At 49.1% G+C, this 18768-nt stretch carries 14 protein-coding genes; 8 read left to right on the top strand and 6 right to left on the bottom strand.

Features of this window, described 5'->3' with window-relative positions; genetic code table 11:
• Positions 1-48 precede the first annotated feature (48 nt).
• Together FTO70_RS00990 and FTO70_RS00985 are read right to left on the bottom strand one after the other, a co-directional pair.
• The gene (locus tag FTO70_RS00990) at positions 49-789 is read right to left on the bottom strand and encodes an MBL fold metallo-hydrolase (RefSeq protein WP_255333826.1); all 741 of its coding nucleotides are present in this window, start codon (positions 787-789) and stop codon (positions 49-51) included.
• Positions 786-2072, bottom strand: a complete 1287-nt coding sequence (locus FTO70_RS00985; protein WP_255333825.1) for an ATP-binding protein — start codon at positions 2070-2072, stop codon at positions 786-788. Before FTO70_RS00985 ends, FTO70_RS00990 begins: the two co-directional genes overlap by 4 nt.
• 502 nt (positions 2073-2574) lie before the next feature.
• On the opposite strand from FTO70_RS00985, the gene purC reads away from it, so the two are divergent.
• The gene (gene purC / locus FTO70_RS00980; RefSeq protein WP_255333824.1) at positions 2575-3288 is read left to right on the top strand and encodes a phosphoribosylaminoimidazolesuccinocarboxamide synthase; all 714 of its coding nucleotides are present in this window, start codon (positions 2575-2577) and stop codon (positions 3286-3288) included.
• 130 nt (positions 3289-3418) lie between these two features.
• Here the strand turns inward: purC and FTO70_RS00975 are convergent, their stop codons facing one another.
• The 3 genes from FTO70_RS00975 to yciH all read right to left on the bottom strand — a co-directional run bounded on the left by FTO70_RS00975 (position 3419) and on the right by yciH (position 5539).
• A complete protein-coding gene (locus tag FTO70_RS00975) occupies positions 3419-4645 on the bottom strand; it encodes an Nre family DNA repair protein (protein ID WP_255333823.1) in 1227 nt (408 codons plus the stop codon).
• Positions 4642-5007: a transcriptional regulator gene (locus FTO70_RS00970; RefSeq protein WP_255333822.1), complete on the bottom strand. Its 366-nt coding sequence runs from the start codon at positions 5005-5007 to the stop codon at positions 4642-4644. The genes FTO70_RS00975 and FTO70_RS00970 overlap by 4 nt, the downstream gene beginning before the upstream one ends.
• A gap of 223 nt (positions 5008-5230) precedes the next feature.
• Entirely contained in the window at positions 5231-5539 is a 309-nt protein-coding gene (gene yciH / locus FTO70_RS00965; RefSeq protein ID WP_011032808.1) for a stress response translation initiation inhibitor YciH, read from the bottom strand.
• A gap of 618 nt (positions 5540-6157) precedes the next feature.
• Between yciH and FTO70_RS00960 the strand changes: the two genes are divergently transcribed.
• The 6 genes from FTO70_RS00960 to FTO70_RS00935 all read left to right on the top strand — a co-directional run bounded on the left by FTO70_RS00960 (position 6158) and on the right by FTO70_RS00935 (position 14640).
• Complete coding sequence (locus FTO70_RS00960; RefSeq protein WP_255333820.1) at positions 6158-6397, top strand: transcriptional regulator; 240 nt, start codon at positions 6158-6160, stop codon at positions 6395-6397.
• A gap of 707 nt (positions 6398-7104) precedes the next feature.
• On the top strand, positions 7105-9252 hold the full coding sequence (purL, locus tag FTO70_RS00955; RefSeq protein WP_255333819.1) for a phosphoribosylformylglycinamidine synthase subunit PurL: 2148 nt from the start codon (positions 7105-7107) through the stop codon (positions 9250-9252).
• A 253-nt stretch (positions 9253-9505) separates the two neighbouring features.
• On the top strand, positions 9506-10624 hold the full coding sequence (locus tag FTO70_RS00950) for a glycoside hydrolase family 57 protein (RefSeq protein WP_369694307.1): 1119 nt from the start codon (positions 9506-9508) through the stop codon (positions 10622-10624).
• Positions 10621-11817 carry a glycoside hydrolase family 57 protein gene (locus FTO70_RS00945; protein WP_255333817.1) on the top strand — a complete coding sequence of 399 codons (1197 nt, stop codon included), beginning with the start codon at positions 10621-10623 and terminating at the stop codon, positions 11815-11817. The genes FTO70_RS00950 and FTO70_RS00945 overlap by 4 nt, the downstream gene beginning before the upstream one ends.
• Before the next feature lie 37 nt (positions 11818-11854).
• Complete coding sequence (locus tag FTO70_RS00940) at positions 11855-12661, top strand: V4R domain-containing protein (RefSeq protein WP_255333816.1); 807 nt, start codon at positions 11855-11857, stop codon at positions 12659-12661.
• Complete coding sequence (locus FTO70_RS00935; protein ID WP_255333815.1) at positions 12658-14640, top strand: glycoside hydrolase family 15 protein; 1983 nt, start codon at positions 12658-12660, stop codon at positions 14638-14640. Before FTO70_RS00940 ends, FTO70_RS00935 begins: the two co-directional genes overlap by 4 nt.
• A gap of 132 nt (positions 14641-14772) precedes the next feature.
• Here FTO70_RS00935 and sppA read toward each other — a convergent pair whose 3' ends face one another.
• On the bottom strand, positions 14773-16014 hold the full coding sequence (sppA, locus tag FTO70_RS00930; RefSeq protein WP_255334027.1) for a signal peptide peptidase SppA: 1242 nt from the start codon (positions 16012-16014) through the stop codon (positions 14773-14775).
• Between the two features lie 291 nt (positions 16015-16305).
• Between sppA and metG the strand changes: the two genes are divergently transcribed.
• Positions 16306-18459 carry a methionine--tRNA ligase gene (gene metG / locus FTO70_RS00925; RefSeq protein ID WP_369694306.1) on the top strand — a complete coding sequence of 718 codons (2154 nt, stop codon included), beginning with the start codon at positions 16306-16308 and terminating at the stop codon, positions 18457-18459.
• The last annotated feature ends 309 nt before the right edge of the window (positions 18460-18768 follow it).

The following is an 18768-nucleotide window of genomic DNA, read 5'->3' as shown; positions in this document are numbered from 1 at the left end:
GGATATATAGGAGTTACATCCTGAGAAGAGCAAAAGAGAGCTTCAGGCTTAAATTTCAAAGACCTGCCCGTCATACCCCAGGGGCAAAAACATCGATTCGATATGATGGGGGCGGAAAAGATGGCTTAAGTGGGTCAAAACCACTTCCTTTGCATTAATTTTTGCTGCAAGCGCCATCGCCTCTTCCGAGTTCATGTGCTTTTTGATATGGATTTGGGGTGGGACTATGGCATCGGCTATCAGGAGGTCGGGGTCCTTCATTAGTTCGAGGCTTTCGGCAGGAATCGCGGGATTCGTATCTCCCGTTACCACCACTTTCGTATCCCCTTCCCGGATTATGACCCCTGCGGGAATTTCCACCGGGGGGTGGTTGACTTTAAAAAGGGTGAACTGCAGCCCGATAAGTTCGAAGGGCTCATAAAGTTTCACGTAGTGGTATCTCGGCTTCAGGAAAGACACATACTGGTTAATGTAGTCAAGGGTTTCGGGAATCCCGTAGACGTTGACCCTGTTTTGCACCCTGTAAAATTCCCCGAAGCCCGCGTAATGGTCGTAGTGCCCGTGGGTCCAGATAACAGCGTCTATTTCGGAAAGGTTTTGCCTGAGGAACTGCTGCCTGAGGTCCGGGCTGGTATCAATAAGGATTTTGCCCTCCCCGGACTCCACCAGAATTGAAAAACGAAGGCGCTGGCTCTTTCCACCGGATCGGGCATCCGTGCATGCCGGGCAGAAGCAGCCGATTTTGGGGGTCCCGACGGCATCCCCGGTCCCCAACAGAGTGAGCCTCATGCTTTTTTCTTCCTTTCGTACTCTTCGGACTTGAGCTCGTCCCTTTCGTCAAAAGCCCTGACGGCATCCAGGAGGTCTTCCTGGGCCAGCACCTTGCGTTCTTCCAGAAGAGCACCCAGGACAGCTTCCCGGATAACCATGCGAAGGTCCGAACCCGAATAGTCTTCGGTCAGTTCCGCTATTTCCCTGGTATCAAGCTCCCCTTCGATGTGCCTGGTCACAAGGTCCAGGATGTTTTTGCGCATCTCAAGGTCAGGCAGGGGGAAATGCACGATTTCGTCAAAGCGTCTCCATGCCGCACTGTCGAGCATCCGGGGGTGGTTTGTTGCGGCAATCAGAAGGACGCCGTGTTCCACGAGGCTTATTTCGTCAATAGCCTTCAGCAGGGTGTTAACCGCCCGTTTGATTGCGGCATTTTCGTCCGAAGTCCTGGCTTTTGCCACGAAGTCAAGCTCGTCTATGAAGAGGATGCAGGGGTTAAGCTTCTTGGCAAGCAGGAAGACCCGGTCGATGTTCTTTGCAGTCTCACCCAGGTACTGGTCCGTGATCATGGAAAGTTTGACTTCGACAAAGGGAATTGAGAGCTGCTCGGATAGCGCCCTGGCAACCGAGGTCTTCCCGGTCCCGGGAGGCCCTACAAAGAGCAGTTTCCCGATATCGTGCAGCCCGATTTCCCGGAGGTATTCCCTGTGCTTGATCGCTTTCATGATCTTTTCGATTTCACTTTCCTGCTCCGGGGTGAGCACAAGGTCCTTTACCTTCTGTTTCACATCTTCGGGAGCGATAATGGACACGAGCTTGAGCATTTCCTCGCCCTTGTCTTCCCTCCTGATATCGGCTATAAGAGACTCAATCCATTCCCTGTCAACTTCCTTTGGCCTTGCCTTTGCTTTTGCGTCGGCATAGCTTGCAGCTTCCACCTTCCGGATTTCTCCGAAGTAATAGGCAAGGACAGGGTTATTTTCGATCCTTTCCCTGGCATCCTCCTGTTTTTCGAACCATTCCACGGCAAGTTCAAATGCACTCAGACGGATTTCAAAGTGAGACCTGTCGACGGCTATGAAAGGCACGTTCCTAACGCTTTTTTCAACGTCCTCCACTCCGCACAGCTTTTCAAGCCTGAGAAATGAGACTATGATGGGTTTGGGAACTGTTCTTTCTGCGCTACTCCAGTAGTTTTTCCTGATATTCTTGGGCAGGTCATTAACGTCCAGTTCAGGGTAGCGGTTATAGATTTCTGCAGTTAGTAGCAGCTCTACGATTTCTATGATGGTGCCTGGCATGTTTTTACCTGTTGCGTGCTTAGAAGAATTCACTATCAAGTGCTGGGCACTCAGATGCGGTAAGTTCTTAAGTCCTTGATTAAGCGGCTAAACCTAGTAATTGGATTTCTTCTATGATATAATTTACGAAGCCGCAGCCGGAATCCCGGAAGAGTTTCATGAGTGCAGGGCGTGAAATGATACATTCATCTGTGTGAGATGATACATTTATCTAGCAGAAAGACACTAGTACCTATTCCATCTCTTCGGGAAACACCTGTGAGGCCTCCGGAAAATGCCTTTGCTGTATCCGGAAATGTCTCAAGGTTCAAAGGAATGTCTCTGCAATTTCTGGAATGGTTCTTATCCTTTCCGGGAAATACACTCAATGTTCCTGAGAATGTCCCGGCCTGTCTGGAATGCCAGCGGCATTTCCAGGAAACTTCTATCTTAATAAACCTAATCATTACGGAAATCTCTCTACCTGAGGAAATCCAGAATTATCCCTAGAGAGGATCATTGCATGAAAAGAGAACAACTCTATTCAGGAAAAGCAAAAACCATCTACAATACAGATGATCCCGAAACCCTTATCTCCGAGTTCCGAAACAGCCTTACTGCTTTCAACGGGGAAAAGAAAGGGGAAATGGAAAAGAAAGGGTACTACAACGCCCAGATCTCGAAAAAGCTATTTGAGATGCTGGAAGCGAACGGAGTCAAGACCCACTTCATTGGGATGCTTTCCGAAATCGAAATGCTCGTAAGGAAAGTAGACATCATAAAAATCGAAGTTATTGTCAGGAACATTGCCGCAGGCTCCATTACAAAGAAATATCCCATGAAAGAAGGCACTGTTTTTGAGTCCCCGGTCCTTGTCTTTGATTTCAAGAGCGATGAATACGGAGACCCGATGTTAAACGACGACATTGCCGTTGCTCTCGGCGTGGCAAGCAGGGAAGAACTTGCTGCACTCCGGAAACTCGCCCTCAGGATTAACGAGCTGCTCGTGCCCTACCTGGACGGGAAAGGAATCCTGCTCCCCGACTTCAAGCTTGAGTTCGGGAGAAGGGATGGGGAAATCCTCCTTGCCGATGAAATCTCCTGCGACACCTGCCGCTTCTGGGACAAAGAAACCGGAAAGTCCATGGACAAGGATGTCTTCAGGTTTGACAAGGGCGACATCTCAAAAGCTTATGAAGAAGTTGCCAGGCGCATTGTGCCTGAAATCTTCGAATAAGCCCCTAAACTTTTATTTTTAAAACATCAAGCCTTAAAATTTTTATTTTTTAAATTTCCTTTAATTTTTATTTTTTAAATTTCCTTTAATTTTTATTTTTTAAATTTCCTTTAATATTTAATCCTGGAACTTAGATTTTGAAAAAGGAGTCAAGGGTTGTCTGGAAGCGGAAATCCGAAAGCATTTTTGCCTGCTGCATCCACTCATCCCTGGGCGTGCGCACCCTGCCCGCAAGGTCTGCAACTGCAGCTTCCAGAGACTCGAAGGTTTTAGGGGGATTTTGAAGGGCATTTCTCATGCCTTCCCGGACCACCCAGACCCCGAGAGGAGCCCAGTAGTCGGGAGTGATTTCCCTGAGGACAAAAACGGATGCCTGTTTTTTTATTTCCGTAAGGTATTCGAGCACGGGGAGCCTGGCGGCATAGTAACCCCCTGCAAGGGAAGAATACTGTTTTTTTCCGTCAAGGCCTTCGCTGTCCTCTCCGAGCCAGCTGGATTCCCCTGACCAGACAGCCCTGGGAAGCCAGGCTTCTATGAGTTCGAAAGAATAGGCCCTCGGGAGGAAGAGGACTTCAAAGTGGTTCCCGAAATGGGTCCCGGAAAAGAGCTTGATATCCGAAACCCAGGAAAAGTCCTTTACCCTGTCTGCAAGCTCCTTTCCGGCCATATCGTCCACGGCTGTAATAGACCAGCGGGTGGGCACGATTTTCCTTTCTTTTCCCAGAAGGCCGATGGAGAGCAGGCGGGTGATCTGCTCACCCGAAACCTCACCTTTGTAGAGCTCGAGCACCGCGTCCTTTGCAAGGGCATCGGTATCATAAACGAGATAGTCCACTTTTCTCGGGACATTCGGGTTTTCCGCAAGTTCGAAGTTTTTCACAAGCCCGGCAGGGCCCATAGGGGAGAGGACCGCATCAAATTTGAGTTCCTGTTTGGGAGCTTTGAAAAACCAGGCTTCGGTGTCCACGGGAGTTCTCGAGAGAGCAAGCTCCCGGGCTTTTTCCAGAAGAGGGTTTTCTTTTTTCCCGGCATCTTTTACATGCAGGGTCGTGTTTGCCCTCACCATGCGGGAACGCATGGAAATTATATCCTCAATGGGCATACCCCCCCAGCCTGAAGGGTCTTCAAGAAAAGAAGCCTCGTTCTCCTTTGCAAAAGGAGGGATAAGGGGGCCTGCCGAAACCCTCGGGTAACCGTAACTTCCCACAAAAAGAGCAGGAGGAGACGCTCCAAAAACGGAATCTCCCGAGATTGCAGGAGAAATAGATTGTAAGGACTTAAACTTTTCAAGTATAGGACAGCGGGGACGCCCGCAGAGTCCTTTTCCTTTGCATTTGACGCAGAGTGTGGCTTTCACTGAGAATCCGTATCCTCACAGATGCCGCAGGCTTTTACTTCAGGGGCATTCTTATACAGCCAGCCGGATTTCTGTACAAAACGGCATACGTTGCACATTCCCTTTACTTTTTCCTGAGAGGATAAGTGGTCATTTAAGAGCACTGATGCAAATTTCCGAATTTCTTCCTGGGTCTCTACCGAGAAGTCAACATCAGCCCCTCGTTTTTCACTCACATACTGGGATACCGCAGCCCTTGAAAGCTCCAGAATTTCCGCCACATCCTGCTGCGTGCATCTGTGTTCGAAAATCAGTACCCGAGAAAGTTCAGCCCTTATGGCAGGTAGCACTTTCTGTACCATCACTTCACATGTTGTTTTCATGGGAGACCAACACTCTGTCAGCTAAAATAAGGCTTTCTGCGTACTGCATATCATTTATAACATAGTTTTCCGGGCAGCAACCCGAGATCCGAGATCAGACCTGGGGGCGGGTTAGGGGACTCTGCTGGAAAACGGAATAAAAAATATATGCGCAAATCCGGAACCTGGAAGTATAGCATTCATTCCTCAGGCCCGGTCCAGCCCTTAAGGCAGGACTTAGAGTTTAATTTTTGATCTGTTCAGCAGAGAAACCTTTTTCCATAAGGACTTCTTTCATGCGGGTCAGGTGATTGCCCTGAAGTTCCACCGTATTCCCTTTTACGGTACCTCCGCATGCAAATTTAGATTTAAGATAAGTTGAAAGTTCGTGAAGATCGATTTCACTTGCATCGAAACCTTCTACAACCGTAACTTCTTTTCCGTATCTTCTTCTGTTGACTTTTACAGTGATACGCTGCTGTTCCTTCGCGACCTCTTCGCATATGCAAAGTTCTTTTGGAAGCCCGCATACCGGGCACATTCCGCTGCTCATTTGTTGGTATGTCCTCCGAATTTGTAATCATTGTATATGTACATTACATCCAAAAATAACTGAATAGATATAAAGTACTTATCAATGAAGGTATTAAAGCCTAATGGTATTTTCAGGCACTCTTATGCGGAATTTCAGACAATTTACAAAATTGCCTCACCGCACAAAAACCTGAAACAAGGCTTCAGGTGTTATATATTTTAGTTAGATATAATGTTACTATACAGGTAGATAATATTATTATCGGTTATGTTATTTTTAACTCTGTTGAAGAAATAGGTTTGCATAAAAGCGGGAAAACTTTTTTGTCCCGGGCCCGGCCCATATTGATCCGTACCTGAAACACACCCTGAAATCCTCTATTCCGGTCCTGAAGAGAAAGCCATTCCTTAAGAGAAATTCTCAGGAAAGCCAAATACGCCAGGAAAGAAAAGAACCAGGGAAAAATCTGCTTTCACCGTAAAAAGCGTGCTTTTGCCAGCAAAAAGCTAGATATAGCTTGAACCCCATCTCTTTATATAACCTATATAATTGCAAATATATGCACCTATAATATATAAATATAACTAAATAAAAATGTCCGGAAAAAGTATTTAAGGCATATCCGGGAGGTACTCCATGAACGAGTTAGTAGGCTTTGTAAACGGAAATAACGCCAGGCAGAAAGTGCTCTCCCTGCTTGCCTCCAAAGGGGAGATGGAAGGGAAACGCATTGCAAAAACTCTGCGTATTGTAGACCTTTCCATGGAAAAAACCCTGGGGGAACTGGAAGAAAAGGAACTTATTGCAAAGAAGGAGGAAATGTACTCCCTGACCGAAACCGGAGTAAAGATAGAAAAAATAGTCCAAAAAATCTAAATTTTTTTATTCTTTTTACTCTTTATCAAATTCATTTTTTTATTGATTTTGTCCTTAATCGGACTCTATTCTTAACAGGATTCCATTCTTAACAGGATTCCATTCTTAACAGGATTCCATTCTTAACAGGATTCCAAATTAAATCCTTAGATTTGTCCTGAACCTTTCTCTTCAGTCAGCTGGATACATTAAAGTTACTTTCATTCAAATTATTTTCAATTGTTTTATTTTCAATTGCGTCATTTTCAATCGAGTTATTTTCAACCGAATTAGATTTTCCCCAAACTGAAGTAATTCAACTAATTAGCCCACTATTTTACAGGACGGATTCTGGTGTTTAGGAGTCCTTTAAACCGGGAAAAGCCCGGAGACGGGGTGCAGGCATCCGGCAGTGGAGGCAGACGGGAATTCCGCACAGGCAAACTTTCTCCGCCGATACGAAGAAATATTTATCTAATCCCTTTCCCTTTATGTCCGCATAGTCTGTTAACGCTAAGTTGAAAACCCCGGGTTCTCGGGGATTATCATAAAAATAAACCGTAAGCTGCGGGTTCCTGAAATAGGAGAACCTGCCCGGGATCGGGAGAGGAGAGAGAATTGGGACGGGCCGGATATGCTGACCCTTCCTGCCTCCTGCGGCTCCGGAGATTCCGGGATTCGGATTCCTGAAACATCCAGAAGAGGCTTTAAGAATCAGAGGCAAGGCAATGTTACCTGAAGAAGACCTGAAGATCATTAAAAAAGAACTGGGGCGAGAGCCTAACCTGGTAGAGCAGGGCTGCTTTTTAAACCTGTGGAGTGAACACTGCTCCTACCGCTCAAGTGCCCCCCTCCTGAAAACCTTTACCACCACGGGCGAAAATGTGCTCATTGGCCCTGGAGACGACGCTGCAGTAATTAAGTTCGAAGACGGATACGTGCTTGCCATAGCCATGGAAAGCCACAACCACCCCTCATACGTGGACCCCTACAACGGGGCAGCTACCGGAGTCGGCGGCATCGTCAGGGACGTTATTTCCATGGGAGCTCGCCCGATAGCCCTTATGGACCCGCTCTACTTCGGGCCCCTGGACACCCCTAAAAACCTCTACCTTTTTGAACAGATCATCAAAGGAATCGCAGGATACGGGAACTGTATAGGGGTGCCCGTAGTCAACGGCGAGACCTTCTTTGACAGGAGATACAGAGGAAACCCGCTCGTAAATGTGGTCTGCGTGGGGCTCTGCAAAGAAGAAAACGTTATGACCGCCTGTGCCAAGAAAGCAGGAAACAAACTGGTACTTGCAGGTTCCAGCACCGGAAGAGACGGGCTGGGAGGAGCTTCTTTTGCCTCCAGGGACCTCTCCGAATCTGCCGAAGCCGAAGACAGGCCAAGCATCCAGGTGGGCGACCCCTACACAGAAAAACTTCTCATTGAGATGACACTTGAGGCAATTGAAAAGGGTTATGTCCAGGCCTGCAGGGACCTCGGGGCTGCCGGCCTTGGAGGGGCAAGCTCGGAAATGGCTGCAAAGGGAGGGCTTGGAGCCCACATCATCGCAGATGCGGTGCCCCAGCGCGAACCTAACATGAACAGCTATGAAATCCTGCTTGCCGAGTCCCAGGAACGCATGATCTTCGAAGTCGTCCCTGAAAACGTGGACGCCGTACTTGCTCTGGTACAGAAGTACGACCTCAACGGGGCCGTGGTCGGTTACCTGACCGAGGAGCCAACGTATACCGTGGAGTTCAAAGGAGAAACCGTTGCCGAGATCCCTATCCACTTCCTTGCTGGAGGAGCCCCGACCTTCGAAAGGCCTGCAACATCCCCCGCACCCAGGGAAGAGGGCAGCAGACCGGAAATGCAGGAAGACCTGAAAACGGAAGTCCTGAAAGTCCTGTCTTCCTATAACATAGCCTCAAAGGAATGGATCTACAGGCAGTACGACCATGAAGTCCAGCTCAGGACCATGGTCAAGCCGGGAGAGGACTCGGGAGTCCTCAGGATCACGGATAAAAACGGAATTGCCCTTTCCTGCGGCTGCCAGCCCAGAACCACTTTCCTTGACCCATACGCAGGCGGAAAAGCCGTAGTTTACGAAAACGCCATGAATCTTGCCGTAAAAGGCTCGGAGGGCCTTGCCATCGTAGACTGCCTGAACTTCGGGAACCCGGAACGTCCGGAGGCCTACTGGCAGTTCAAGCACGCTGTTCTTGGCCTTGGAGACGGAGCCAGAGAACTCTCAATCCCGGTGGTAGGAGGAAACGTTTCTCTCTACAACGAAAGTGACGAGTTCAAAACTGCAATTCCTCCAACTCCTTCCATCGGAATGATCGGAAAGGTGGACCTGGAGACACCGCTCCCCTCGGGTTTCTTTGCAAAAGCCGGAGACAGCATAATCCTGGTCGGAGAAACAACACCTGAGATGGGAGGCTCCGAATACTACGCCTGCCTTGGAATCCCTGAAACCGGAAAAGCCCCTGCAGTGCCTGAGAATGCCGCAGACATCGTGAAAGCCGTAATCAAAGCCGTAAAAAGCGGAAAACTCAGCTCGGCCCACGACCTCTCCCTCGGAGGAATCGCCGCAGGGCTTGCCAGGATGTGCAGGAAGCTGGGAGCACAGGCAGACCTGAGCGGAATTGCCGGAGAAATGAGAGCTGACGAACTCCTCTTTTCAGAAACTCCCGCAAGAGCCCTGCTTGCAACTGCCGAGCCTGAAGCTGTGCAGGAAATACTCAAAGGAGTGCCCTGCACCGTAATCGGCAAGGTGGGAGGAAATGCCCTTGAGATCAAAGGAAAAGGCTTTGAAATTTCCCTTTCCCTGGAAGATATCTCGGAGGCAAACGGCAGCCTTACAAGGTTTATGATGGGATGAAAACCCATCCTTTTTTTAACCTTTCAATTTTAACCTTTCAATTTTAACCTTTCAATTTTAACCTTTCAATTTTAACCTTTCAATTTTAACCTTTCACTTTTTTTCACATTAAGGGCATGATTTTGCTCCATTATGGTTTCTTGCCCTTTTTCAGGGTTTACACCATTTTTAGGCGGGGGCAACTGAAAGAAACAATAGATATTAGTATGTTTCCGCACTAAATCACAGTGTCATGAAAGCGGTATGTATGTGCATGGGAGTGAATCTGCCGTACAGCCCCAAATGGTACTGGCCTTTTGAGGGTTATTCCGGGGTGCCTGAAATGGACAGGTACTTTGACCGGAACCAGGTATTTTCAAGGTTCATGAAGACCGGGAAGGAAATTCTCTGCCTGAACAATCTCCTTCTCGAAGCAATTGAAAAGGGGGGTAAGTATGCCTTTGATATTTCAGGGCCTTTCCTTGAACAGTGCCAGTGGGACCCGGGACTTATCAGTTCTTTCCGGCAGCTGGGGAAAAGCGGGAGTGTGGAGTTTACGGGAAGCTGTTACTACCACTCCTTGAGTGCTCTGTACCCGGACCTTAGCTGGTTTAAAGATGAGGTGCTCACCCACAGGGAGAAGGTCCGGAAGCTTTTGGGAACCATTCCGGAAACATTCGTTAACACCGAACTCCTGCTTTCGGGAAGAGTAGAAAGTATCCTTGCCGAAATGGGCTACAGGTGCCTTATTGCCGAAGGGTCCCGCAACCTTCTGGACGGCTGCGACCCCGGTCGTGTCTATGAAAACCATCTCCCCACCCTCCTCAGGCATATAAACCTGAGCGAAGACCTGGAACTCCGTTTCTCGGAGAAAAGCTGGGAAGGCTACCCACTGATCCCGGAAAAGTTCTCGGACTGGATAGCAAGCATTGAAGGGGACGTGCTCACCCTCTATTTCAACTATACCAGCCTCTGTTTCCATCAAAGGAAAAAGAGCCTTATAGCCGATTTTATGCGGGCCCTGCCCGAAACCCTGGAAAAACGGGGCATTGAAATGCTCACACCTTCGGAGGCGGTAAAGAGGTTTAAGCCTTCCGGGCTCCCTACCCTCGGGACCGAAAAAACAATCAGATACGGGATGAACAATGCAGTGGGAAACCATGCCCAGCAGCTCTACCTGAGGGAACTGGTAAGGGTAGGGGAAGAACTTGAAAATGTAAAGGGAAGCCCGAATTACGAAAAACTGAAAAAGCTCTTCGGCTACCTCCAGCAGAGTGAAATCTTTTTTACAATGAACTCCGGAACAAACATCCGGGAAGGGTACGAAAGGGCTGTGAACTATTTTTCCATTATCTCGGATTTCAGGAGAGCTGTCATAGAGGAGGGAGCATGACCTCCCTTTGCATGTACTTCCAGATACACCAGCCCTTCCGCCTGCGCAGGTTCTGGCCTGATGAAAGGCAGGGATTTTTCCGCTACTTTGACGAGAGAAGCAATAAGGAGATTTTTGAAAAAGTAGCAGGGAAGTGCTACCTTCCGACAAACAGGCTCTTTCTGGAAGCCCTGGACGAATATAATGGAGAATTCAGGTTCGCCCTTTCAGTAACAGGAACCCTCCTGGAACAGTGCGAACTCTGGGGCCCGGATGTCCTGGAAGACTTCAGGCAGATGGCAGAGACAGGAGCCGTGGAGTTCCTGGACGAAACCTGTTATCACTCCATATCAAGCCTCTTTGAGGACAAAACCGAATTTATCGAAGAGATCAGGGAACACAGGGACCTGGTTTTTGACCTCCTGGGAGTAAAGCCCCGGGTGTTCCGGAATACCGAACTACTCTACAACAACACGATAGCGAAAATTGCTTCTGAACTGGGGTACAGGGCCATCCTTGCGGAGGGTGCGGACCACATGCTCGGCTGGAGGTCCCCGAACCTCGTGTACAAAGCAAAAGGTTCCGGGCTTCCCATCCTCTTCAGGAATTACAAACTTAGTGATGACATAGGATACCGCTTTTCTGCCCGGTGGTGGGACGGGTACCCCTTGACTGCGGAAAAATGGGCCTCATGGGCCTCCGGGATCAAAGAAGATTGCATTAATATCTTTATGGATTACGAGACCTTCGGGGAGCACCAGTGGAAGGAAACAGGGATTTTTGAATTCCTGGAAAAGTTTCCGGAAGAAATATTAAAAACAGACCTGAGTTTCAGCACCCCCTCCGAAGTGGTGGAAAAATATTCTCCTGTAGCTGAGATCGATGTTGGGGACCTGTCCACCATTTCCTGGGCCGACATGGAACGCGACACCAGTGCCTGGCTTGGAAACGACATGCAGAGGCGCTGTTTTGAGGAGATGAAACTGCTTGGACCTTTTGTAGAAAAGACAGGAGACCCTGAACTCCTGCGCATCTGGAAACACCTGCTCACCTCGGACCACTATTACTACATGTGCACGAAGTGGCTTGGGGACGGGGACGTGCACTCCTACTTCAGCGTGCATTCCACCCCCTTTGACGCTGCTGTCAACTTCATGGCCGTGCTGATGGATTTCAAAGCCCGGGTGTTCAGGAAACTCAGCGCAACGGATTAATCAAATGTATGCATATTAATTCATGGGAGAGTAGCCAATGGTTCGGGACCTATGCTTGTTTGCAGGCCACAACGAAGCCACGCAGATTGTATGGTTTAAGATCACGTACTTAAAAGAGAAGGGAGCACTGTCTGCTATAATTAATTTTCTGGAAGAGCAGGACGTTTTCATAAGTATCGGGCATCTTGACAATATGAACGAGGAAATGGGAGAATATTCCATCTTCACCGAGATTAAAAAAGAAGTTGACGTGAACGAGCTTTCAAGTAAAATCGAGGAGCTTGAGCTTGTCCAGAAAGTGGAATACGGGATTTCGGAAAACAGGATGATCCATCTGGTGGACTTCCCCTTAAATGTGATAGGGGTCAGGGCAATCATTACCCGGGCACCTACCCTTGTTGATATTATCAGGACCCTGAATGAGAACGCCCCGCATGCAGAGGGGCTTCTCACCCTCTCGGGCCTTAAAGGCGGGATCCATGCCGCGAAATATTTCAGGAGCATCATGCCCCTTGACGACAGCAATTTCACGAACATCCTTGCGGAACTCTACAGGGCTGTGGGCTGGGGTATCCTGGAAATCGACTGCGACCCCATTACTTACGAAGGGAAGATTATTGTAAAGGACTCTTTTATTGCCGATGTCTACGGAGAGACAGACCAGCCGATATGTGCCTACATGAGCGGCTACTTTGCAGGTTACCTGACCGAATACTCCGGAAAAGCCATAAGGGTAAGGGAAGTAAGCTGCAAAGCCAACGGACATGAGGTCTGCGAACACACCATCTCGCTGGCACCCGCAGGTACGAATGCAGAACAGCAGCCAAGAGGGGGCCCCAGGTGATCAAACAGCCTAACGTTATCCTTGGAAACGCCAAACTGCTGGTGACCATGGGGAGAAAGGGAGAGCTCTTCGGATTTTTTTATCCGCGAAGGGACCATGCCCAGCACGTAGAAGAGTCACTTGCCTGCATCCATAACGGGGAAAAACTCCTCTGGACAAACAGCAGCGAATGGCACTCTATTCAGAACTACATAGAAGATACCAACATAGTATCCACAAAACTTTATCACGATTCGGGGATCCGGATTTCCATCCTTGACCTGGTACACCCCGAAGTGCCGGTCCTGATCCGCAGGTTCAAGATCCAGTCACAGCAGAAAATTTCCGGGAAGTTCTTCTACTACTCGAACTTCAACGTGGGAGAAACTTCTAAGAAAAACTCAGGTTTTTGCGACGCCGAAGCCCGCCTGATAGCGCAGTACTGGCAGGAATACTATATCGGGCTCTATGCCATCCCCGAGTTTACGGAGTGGCAGGTCGGAAAAGCAATGGACACGATCTGGTGGACAAATTCCAGATACGATATGGAAGACGGGAAACTCCAGAAGAATAAGGAGGACATCGGGAACATAAACAACGCTGCGGGCTGGGACCTGGAACTGGAAGCGGATGGGGCCCACGAGTTCGTAATCCTCATAGGCGCCGCATCTTCCCGGAACCTCCTGTACAAAAGGATGCAAGAACTCTCCAAACTTCCCCTTGAACAGACTTTTGAAAAGACCCGGGAACACTGGGTCATGTGGCTTTCCAAAAAGCAGGTACTCAAAATGCCGGGGCTGGAAGGCCACAACAACCTGCGCCAGGACCTTTTCAATGCCTATAACAGGGCGCTCCTGATGCTCTACCTCCTCAACGACCACGAGCACGGGTCCTTTGTGGCTGCCCCGGAATTTGACTCCAACTTTGAGAAATGCGGAGGCTACGGCTTTTGCTGGAACCGTGACACTTCCGAAGTGGTGCTTGCCCTTAAGCACTCGGGCTATCCCGAATACTGTGATAGGTTTTTTAAATGGTGCATCCGAACCCAGCTACCTGACGGTTCCTGGTTCCAGCGCTACTGGCTCAACGGGGACACGGCCCCTTCCTGGGGGAATTTTGACTATTCCACCCAGATAGATGAAACGAGTTCTACCCTCTATGCCATGGACGTATATTACAGGATTCTGGAAGGCTTAAAAAAAGTTGAGTTCCTGGAAGAGGTGTGGGTCTCAGTACTGAGGGCAGCCGAATACCTGATGAAGCGGACCAGATCGGGACTGCATGAAAGCTGCATGGACCTCTGGGAAACTTACTACGGGATTTTCACCTATACGAATTCCTCTATCTATGCCGGGCTCATGGGAGCGTCACACCTCGCCGAAGAAAACGGAGAATCCGGAATGGCACGGCGCTGGAAAAAGCGGGCGGAGTTCATCAAACAGGCAACCATCGACCGTTTCTGGCTCCAGGAAGGTTATTTTGCGAAAGGGGTTATCAACGAAAGGCTGGACAAGACCATGGATGCAAGCACCCTGGGAGCCTATATCCCCTTCGGGATGCTCTCCCCGAAAGACCCGGTAGAAAGAGATATGATCTTTTTCCTCATAGAAAACATCCAGAAAAAGCTTTCCCTGCCTATCAACGGGCACTACGGGATCAGGCGCTACGAGAACGACAGTTACATCAACGGAAACCCCTGGATTGTGACCACGCTCTGGCTTTCCGAAGCCATGTTCGCCCTTGCTCTGGACCTTCCCTATCAGGAAGAAGACAGTTTTGCAGAAACCCGGCAAAAACTGACCGTAGAAGGGATCAAATTCCTTAAGTGGTCTCTTGCCGGAGCGACAAGTGCAGGGCTCCTCCCCGAACAGGTGGACAAGTCCTCAGGCGGACCTGCCTGGGCAATCCCGCTGGGCTGGAGCTGCTCCCTGATGCTTGACAACATCCTCCTCCTGGACAAGATCTGCAGGAGAAAAGCAGGAAACATTGAAGAAGGCTGAGTGGGAAAGAAAAAGGGAAAAAGGAAAGTAAAAAGAGATAAGAAAAACGGAAAGTAAAAAGAGAAAAAAGGAAATGAGTAATTTCTCATTATCCTACTACTTTTTTAAAAAGTATCAGGCAATTAAAAAGTATCAGGCAAGGATTTTTCCGTAAGGGCTTTCTTCAAAGTAATTGGCAAGCTGTTTGCCCGCATCTCCGGAGTCTGAAGATTCCGAGCCAAGAAGCAGCCTTGAGAGGCTTGCTCTATTCATGTACACGATTCTTGGCTCTCCTTCGATGCCCCCGAGTTCCGCAGCCTTGTCGATGGCATCATACAAATTGCCCGTTTCATCCACAAGCCCCAGTTTTATTGCCGCTTTCCCGGTGTATATGCGCCCGTCAGCAAGGGCTTTTACCTCGCTTCGGGTCATGTTACGCCCGTCGGCAACCTGGGCCACGAAGTCTTCATAGCTTTCCAGGACCACTTTGTCTGCGTACTCTTTTTCCTCATCCGTAAGCCCTCTCCATGAACCGCCCATGTCCTTCAGTTCCCCGGATTTTGCGATATAGTATTCAATGCCTTCTTCATCGTAGTAAGCTGAAAGGTTCTGGAAAACCCATATAACCCCGATCGACCCGGTGCTCGTCGAGGGGTTTGCAATGATGTAGTCGGACGGTGCGGAGATGTAATAAGCAGCACTAGCCGCCACGTCTCCCATGGAAATTACCACAGGGACCCCTGCTTCCTGGGCTTTCTGGATCTCGCCTACAATTTCCTGAGCCGCTGCAGGAGACCCTCCCCCACTGTTGACCCGGAGCACTATAGCCCTGACTCCCTCATCTTCAACCGCCCTGCGGATATTTTCGGAAATCTCTTCGGAGGTTGCATAGCCAAGCCCGGAGGGGATGTTTCCGGTGAGCATGGTACCCTGGACGTAAATGACTGCAACCTTCTCCGAGGACCCGAGGTCCCCTTCGAAGCCGAAACCGTAGAAGATAGCTGCCATACTGAGCCCTATGATTATAAGCAGGGCGAATACAACGGCTATGTAGGAGATATGGCTGCGCTTCTTTTTAGGGGGAACCTGGGGAGGAGTACTCGAACTCATGTTAAAACTCTCACTTTCAAGCTTTTTAATTTCGGGTGCCGGGACGGGACTTTCGGGACCGGCTGTTTTTCCGGGACCTGAGCCTTCCTGATCCCGGGCAGAGGAAGAAGAAGGAGAGGAAAAACTCTCACCCGAAGGGCCTTCATGGGGGAGTTCCTCTCTTTTCTCATGAGCATTGCTTATCTCATCACCGGCACTTATTTTGTGGCCAGCACTTTCCGAAATCTCTTCATTAGAGATCTCTTCTGGATTCGTGTCTTCTGGATTTATATTTTCCGGAGTCATTATTGCCCGAACCGCATATTTTGAACTTGCCAATTAAAACTCACATTTAGATATAATAAATCAAGGCATGATTAGTAAATTCCGGCCTTATCACTTTTTGCTGCCGTCCCCATTTTGCCGGATAAGAGTGGGCAGAAACATTTTTCCTGTTTTTCCGCATTCCGGCCTTCATTAAGCCTTATTTATATAGGATTATTAACTATCCCTTCAAATAGATTCCCTTAAAAGCGCAATAAGCGAAATATATTTCAGAATAGCAAACCTCCAAGAGGGTATATTCGTAAAAAATACATGGAGATAAAAATGTCAGAATCATCCGATAAACCCGTACTGGTCACCTGCGGCCTTCCCTATGCCAACGGCAAGGCCCACGTGGGGCACCTCAGGACCTACGTGCCTGCGGATATTTTTGCCCGCTCCCTTCGGAAGGAAGGCAGGGACGTTACCTTCGTCTGCGGCTCGGACACCCACGGCACCCCTATTGTTGTAAATGCCGAAGAACTCGGGATTACCCCCAAAGAGCTTGTGGAGATATACCACAGGCATTTTGACGAAACCTTCAAACAGCTCGGGATTTACTTTGACGCTTTCGGGACCACGGACGACCCGGAAAACCACAACAGGACCCTGGACATAGTCAACAGGCTGATTGAAAAGGGATATCTGTACCCAAAGACCATCGAAATCGCCTACTGCCCCAAATGCAACCGTTTCCTGCCTGACCGCTATGTGGAAGGCAGCTGCCCCCACTGCGGAGAAACTGCAAGAGGCGACGAATGCGACCAGGGCTGCGGAAAGCACCTGGAACCCGGGGAACTCCAGAACCCCGTCTGTACCATTTGCGGAGGGCCGGCCGAGTACCGCCACCAGGAACACTTCTTTTTCAAGCTTTCCGAATTCAGAGACTACCTTATGAACTACCTCTCAAACGACCTTGGCGGCACAATTAACGCCAGGAACTATGCACTCGGATGGGTGAAGCAGGAGCTTACCGACTGGTGCATCACAAGGAACCTGGAATGGGGCGTAAAATTCCCGGGGCATGACGACCTTGTGGTCTATGTCTGGGTGGACGCTCCCATCGGGTACATAGCTTTTACCGAGGAGTGGGCAGCCCAGGCAGGAGATTCCTGGGAAAAGTTCTGGAAAGGCGACGGGGAAATCGTCCACTTTATCGGAGGGGACATCACCTATCACCACTGCATTTTCTGGCCTGCCATGCTCAAAGGCGCCGACTATTCCGTGCCGACAGCTGTCGTGGCTTCAGGCATGGTCAAGATTGAGGACAAAAAATTCTCCAAAACCAGGGGCTATGTGGTCTGGGTAGGGGAAGACTATCTTGACCACGGCTTCCACCCGGACCTCCTGAGGTACTACCTGGCAAGCTACACCTCCCATACCAAGGAACTGAATTTCTCCTGGCGCGTGCTGCAGGAAAAGATCAACAGCGAACTGGTAGCTGTTTTCGGGAACTTCCTGTACAGAACCATGCTCTTTGCCTTCAAGAACTACGGAGAAGTCCCCGAAGGCGAACTTGAACCGGAAGTCAGCGCCCAGATAGAAAAGACCATTGAGGAAGTAAAAGCAGCCATGGCAGAATACGAGTTCAAAAAAGCCGTTGACACCGCCATGACTTTTGCATCTTTCGGAAACACGTACTTCCAGTCCCACGAACCCTGGGCCCTTATAAAAGAAGACAGGGTAGCCTGCGGACAGGTGCTTTACAACTGCCTCCAGATGGCAAAAGCCCTTAGCCTGATCTTTGAGCCCGTGCTCCCCGGGAGAATGGAAACCGCCTGGGAACAGCTCGGGCAGGAAGGCAGCGTGCATGAGGCAAAATACGAAGAAGCCCTCGTGCCCCTGAAAGCAGGCACAAAACTTGCAAAGCCGGAAATCCTCTTTACCAAACTCGAAGACGACAGGATCGGAGAGATGGAAGAGATTGCAAACCAGCGGGTAAAAGCTGCAGATGCAAAGAAGGCCGCAGCAAAAGGAAGTGCAGAGGCAAAAGCCCCCAAAAAGTCCGACGGAATGCCCCCTGCAGAAGAAGCAAAAGCCGCCGAAAAACCGGAAGAAGCAGGAAAAACAAAAGAAGCAGAGGAAAAAGAGGCACTTCCCCTGGTCGAGTACGAAGACTTTGCAAAGCTTGACATAAGGGTTGGAAAAGTCCTCCTTGCCGAACCCGTAAAGAAGTCCAAAAAACTCCTCCGCCTGGAAGTCGACATAGGAGAAGAAAAGCCGAGGCAGCTTGTTGCAGGCATGTCTTCTTATTACGCCCCCGAAGAGCTTATCGGAAAGCATATAGTCGTGCTTGCCAACCTGAAACCGGCAAAACTCTGCGGAGTCGAATCAAACGGCATGATGCTTGCAGCCGATGACGGTGGGAACATTGTTGCCGCCCTCATGCCCGATAAGGAAATCAGGCCCGGGTCAAGGATAAGGTAAACTTCTCTGCGCGTTGGGCCAGAGTGCAGGCTTAAACGTGCTGGTTCAGCATGTTGGTTCAGCGCATTGTGCAGGTTAATTGGTAATTTGCACATATCTATAAAGACAGATGAAGATTGCGTTTTAAACGCAATCGCTTACTTTTTTGATGGAACTTTTTTGGAAAAAATAGTAACACGTATTTATTGAAGATAGAGGATACTGTTAAAATTTCAGCTAAAAAATTATGGTTTCAGATTACTTTTTAAAAAATATCTGATTTGATTTCCTGAAAAGACAGGAATTATTTTCCAAATATATTGAGAAATA

The sequence above is a fragment of the Methanosarcina sp. KYL-1 genome, assembly GCF_024372725.1.
GTDB lineage: Archaea > Halobacteriota > Methanosarcinia > Methanosarcinales > Methanosarcinaceae > Methanosarcina.
The sequence above is the reverse complement of the archived record's forward strand: the minus strand, read 5'-3'. Positions and strand labels throughout refer to the sequence as shown.